Raw genomic sequence first — 3,920 nt, 5'->3', positions numbered from 1 at the left:
AGGAGGAGCTGGACTCCCCTATCGCCGACCTGGTCAATGCGAAGATCGGTGACCCGTCGGGAGGCTCGCTGTTCGCCGGGCTCTTCCTCCAGCGGTTCGTCGGGCGCGTCTCCGACGACGCGGACGCACCTCGCATCCCCTGGGTGCACCTGGACATCGCCGGCAGCGGGAGCACGAAATCCGCGACCGGCGCGACGGACAAGGGGCCCACCGCGGCGACCGTCCGCTCGCTGCTCGCATTCGTCGAAGGAGACGCACGATGACCGCACACCACTCCGATCTCGTCGTTCTGGGCGGCGGGTCGGCCGGATACGCAGCGGCGATCCGTGCAGCCGAGCTCGGGCGCTCGGTCGTCCTGGTCGAGAAGGACAAACTCGGCGGTACATGCCTGCATCGAGGCTGCATCCCGACCAAGGCGATCCTGCACGCGGCGGAGATCGCCGACGCTGTCCGTGATGCGGCGAGCGTCGGCGTGACGGCGACGTTCGAGGGTATCGATGTGGCGGGGGTCACCGCCTTCCGCGAGGGCATCGTCGCCAAGAAGTTCGCGGGGCTCGCCGGCCTCATCAAAGCACGCGGGATCACGGTTGTCGCCGGTGAGGGGCGGCTGGTCGTCGATGGCGATGGACCCGCTGTCGCGGTGGGCGAGGTCACCTATCGCGGAACCGACGTGCTCCTCGCGACGGGCTCGCACACGCGTACGCTTCCGGGCATCGAGATCGGGGGCCGGATCCTCTCCAGTGAAGAGGCACTCGCGCTCGCTGAGGTTCCCGCTTCCGTCATCGTGCTCGGTGGCGGCGTCATCGGCGTCGAGTTCGCCAGCGCGTGGCGATCGATGGGGGCGGATGTCACGATCGTCGAGGCGCTCGACCACCTCGTGCCGGCAGAGGACGTCGCCTCGAGCAAGGCTCTGGAGCGCGCCTTCCGCAAACGCGGAATCGTCGCTCGACTCGGTTCTCGCTTCGCCTCCGTTTCGCAGACGGATGCCGAGGTCTCGATCGTCCTGTCCGACGGGAGCGAACTGGCCGCGGACTATCTCCTCGTGGCGGTCGGACGCGGGCCGTCAACGGCCGGGATGGGGTTCGATGAGGCCGGCGTGGTTCTCGAGCGCGGCTTCGTGAGCGTGGACGAGCGCCTCCACACATCTGTCCCGCACGTCTGGGCGGCCGGCGACATCGTCCCCGGCTTGCAGCTGGCCCACCGTGGCTTTCAGCAGGGGATCTTCGTGGCCGAGGAGATCGCCGGCCTCCGACCCGTCGTGGTCGCGGAGCAGAGCATCCCGCGGGTCACCTACTCGCACCCCGAAGTGGCGTCCGTCGGGATCACGGAGGCAGCCGCGCGAACCGCACACGGCGACAGGGTTGCGGTCTCTGAGTACAACCTGGCCGGCAACGGCAGAAGCGAGATCATCGGCACCGGGGGCATCGTCAAGATCGTCCGACTGGTCGACGGGCCCGTGATCGGCGTCCATCTGGTCGGCGATCGCGTCGGCGAGCTGATCAGCGAGGGCCAGCTGGCCGTCGCCTGGGAAGCCCACCCTGAAGACATCGCGCCCTACGTGCACGCGCACCCGACGCAGAGCGAGGCGCTCGGCGAGGCATTCCTCGCGCTTGCCGGCAAGCCTCTGCACGCACTCTGACACCCACTTTTCCCGCCCCGTCCGACACGTCACCGCTTGGCCCTCGCGAGGGTCACTAAGCTAGTTGTCGGACATCGAACTTCTGAAGGAGACACAGTCATGAGCACATCCGTGGTCCTCCCCGCGCTCGGAGAGAGCGTCACCGAGGGAACGGTCACCCGTTGGCTCAAGAAGGTCGGTGACACGATCCAGGCCGACGAAGGGCTGCTCGAGATCTCGACCGACAAGGTCGACACCGAGATCCCCTCCCCCGTCAGCGGCGTCATCGAGGAGATCCTGGTCGCCGAGGACGAGACCGTCGAGGTGGGCGCTGTTCTCGCCAAGATCGGAGACGGCTCCGCGGCGGCTCCGTCCGACGACGCTCCGGCGGCCGAGCAGCCCGCCGCTGAGGCGGCACCGGCAGAAGCGGTGCCCGCTGCTGAGGAGGCTTCCCCGGCCCCGGCCGCTGCCTCCGCTCCCGCACCGTCGGGCGATGCGAAGGATGTCGTTCTCCCCGAGCTCGGCGAGAGCGTCACGGAAGGAACAGTGACGCGCTGGCTGAAGCAGATCGGTGACGAGGTCGCGGTCGACGAGCCGCTTCTCGAGATCTCGACCGACAAGGTCGACACCGAGATCCCTTCGCCGGTTGCGGGGACGCTGCAGGAGATCCTCGTCGCGGAGGATGAGACGGTTGCCGTCGGTGCGGTGCTCGCCCGCATCGGCTCGGGCGCCCCGGCGCCCGCTGCTCCGGCACCGGCCGCGGAAGCTCCCGCCGCGCCTGCGCCCGCTGCGGCCGCGCCCGCTCCCGCCGCGCCCGCTCCGGCTGCTGCGCCCGCTCCGGCTGCTGCGCCCGCTCCGGCTGCTGCGCCCGCTCCGGCTGCTGCGCCCGCTTCAGCTGCCGCGCCTGCTCCGGCACGGCATCCGCCGACGACGCGAACGACCTACGTCACTCCTCTGGTGCGCCGACTCGCGCAGCAGCAGGGAGTCGATCTCGCCTCCGTGACGGGGACCGGGGTCGGTGGCCGCATCCGCAAGGAAGATGTGCTCAAGGCAGCCGAGGCCGCTCAGGCCGCACCCGCGGCCGTCGCGCCCGATCCGGCGGCTCCGGCGCCGCTCGAGGTCTAGCCGCTGCGCGGGACGACTCAGCCCATGTCCCGTCTTCGCAAGGTTCTCGCGGAGCGCGCGGTCGCGTCGATGCAGCAGACGGCTCAGCTCACCACCGTCGTGAAGGTCGACGTCACGAAGGTCGCCTCGTACCGCACGGCGGTGCAGAAGGACTTCGTCGCGAAGACGGGCGGCAAGCTGTCGTTCCTTCCGTTCTTCGTGCTCGCGGCCGCCGAGGCGCTGCAGGCGTTCCCGGTGATCAACGCCACGGTGGACGGCACCGACATCGTCTACCCCGCCACCGAGAACATCTCGATCGCGGTCGACACCGAGCGCGGGCTGCTGACTCCCGTTCTCCGTGACGCGGGCACCAAGACGCTGGCGGGGATCTCGTCGGAGATCGCTGACCTCGCCGCCCGTACGCGCGACAACAAGCTGAAGCCCGACGAGCTCGCCGGCGGCACGTTCACCGTGACCAACACCGGTTCTCGTGGCGCGCTCTTCGACACCCCGGTCGTGTTCCTCCCCCAGTCCGCAATTCTCGGGACCGGCGCGGTCGTCAAGGAACCCGGTGTGGTGAAGGTCGACGGCGTCGAGGCGATCGCCGTGCGCTCCTATGTGTACCTGGCCCTGTCGTACGATCACCGCATCGTCGACGGCGCGGACGCGGCCCGCTTCCTCGGCGCGGTCAAGACTCGCCTCGAGACGGCCGACTTCGAGGCCAACCTCGGGATCTGAGCGGACGCCCCGCCGGCGGGCACACTTCATGGCTGATCCGCGACGTCGTACACGTCGCGGATCAGCCATTTCCCGTCCATCTGCACGAGAACGAGCACCTGGTCCGGCTGCTCTCCGCCGGTAACACGGTATGCAGCGACTCCGCCGTACTCGTCGACGAGGGTGACCTCGCGCTCTCCGATGTTTCCCAGGACGCCTGCGTCAGGGATCCCGACTCCGGGGTCTTCCAGAAAGACGGAGCAATCCGCCTTCTGCGCCCGGACGCACGACGCGAGATCGGAAAGCAGGCGTCGCGCGATGCCGCTGTCGTCGATGCCGTCCGACGGTGCGGGTGTCCCGGCATCCGTTGCTGGGGGATCGGACATCGCTCCCGGCGTGGGAAGCGTCGGTTGATCCGGGGACGGTGGGGAGACGGCGGACTCCGGCGGCGCCGAAGAGGCCCTCTCGCCGTCAGGCCAGG

1 protein-coding gene and 3 pseudogenes are annotated in these 3,920 nt (G+C 69.5%); 3 read left to right on the top strand and 1 reads right to left on the bottom strand.

What is annotated here, in order from left to right; all coding sequences use genetic code 11:
* From I5I_RS04555 to sucB, 3 genes and pseudogenes are all read left to right on the top strand, one after another.
* Nucleotides 1-263: pseudogene (locus I5I_RS04555) on the top strand (leucyl aminopeptidase); the annotation flags it as partial.
* Nucleotides 260-1,639 (top strand): dihydrolipoyl dehydrogenase, encoded by a 1,380-nt coding sequence (gene lpdA, locus I5I_RS04550; RefSeq protein WP_036316934.1) that lies wholly within the window; start codon nucleotides 260-262, stop codon nucleotides 1,637-1,639. The pseudogene I5I_RS04555 and the gene lpdA, both read left to right, overlap by 4 nt.
* 99 nt (nucleotides 1,640-1,738) lie before the next feature.
* Nucleotides 1,739-3,460, top strand: a pseudogene (gene sucB / locus I5I_RS04545) (2-oxoglutarate dehydrogenase, E2 component, dihydrolipoamide succinyltransferase).
* 26 nt (nucleotides 3,461-3,486) lie between these two features.
* Here sucB and I5I_RS04540 read toward each other — a convergent pair.
* Nucleotides 3,487-3,920: pseudogene (locus I5I_RS04540) on the bottom strand (hypothetical protein); the annotation flags it as partial.

Origin of the sequence: Microbacterium sp. B24 (assembly GCF_000333415.1) — a bacterium.
In the GTDB taxonomy this organism is placed as follows: Bacteria; Actinomycetota; Actinomycetes; order Actinomycetales; family Microbacteriaceae; genus Microbacterium.
This window is presented reverse-complemented; position numbering and strand designations above follow the sequence as displayed.